At 48.7% G+C, this 273-nt stretch carries 2 tRNA genes; both read right to left on the bottom strand.

The features are described 5' to 3' along the window. Positions 1-98: 98 nt before the first annotated feature. Positions 99-174 (bottom strand) — tRNA-Ala (locus ACK6C6_RS24515). Positions 175-177: 3 nt separating this feature from the next. After that, positions 178-254, bottom strand: a tRNA-Ile gene (locus tag ACK6C6_RS24520). Positions 255-273: the final 19 nt, after the last annotated feature.

Consider the following 273-nt stretch of genomic DNA (forward strand, 5'->3'; position numbering starts at 1 on the left):
CACGCTTAAAAAAACTTTACTTCTTCCAGATTGTTAAAGAACGAGAACTACACTTATCTAAAGCCCAGGCTTTACATAAATGCAGTCGAACAGGTAAATGGTGGAGGATGACGGGATCGAACCGACGACCCCCTGCTTGCAAAGCAGGTGCTCTCCCAGCTGAGCTAATCCCCCTTGTGGTGGGTCTGGTTGGATTCGAACCAACGACCCCCGCGTTATCAACACGGTGCTCTAACCGACTGAGCTACAGACCCAAACTGTTCTCGTTACTTA

Origin of the sequence: Massilia sp. BHUDP2 (assembly GCF_046236355.1) — a bacterium.
Classification (GTDB): domain Bacteria; phylum Pseudomonadota; class Gammaproteobacteria; order Burkholderiales; family Burkholderiaceae_D; genus Telluria; species Telluria varians.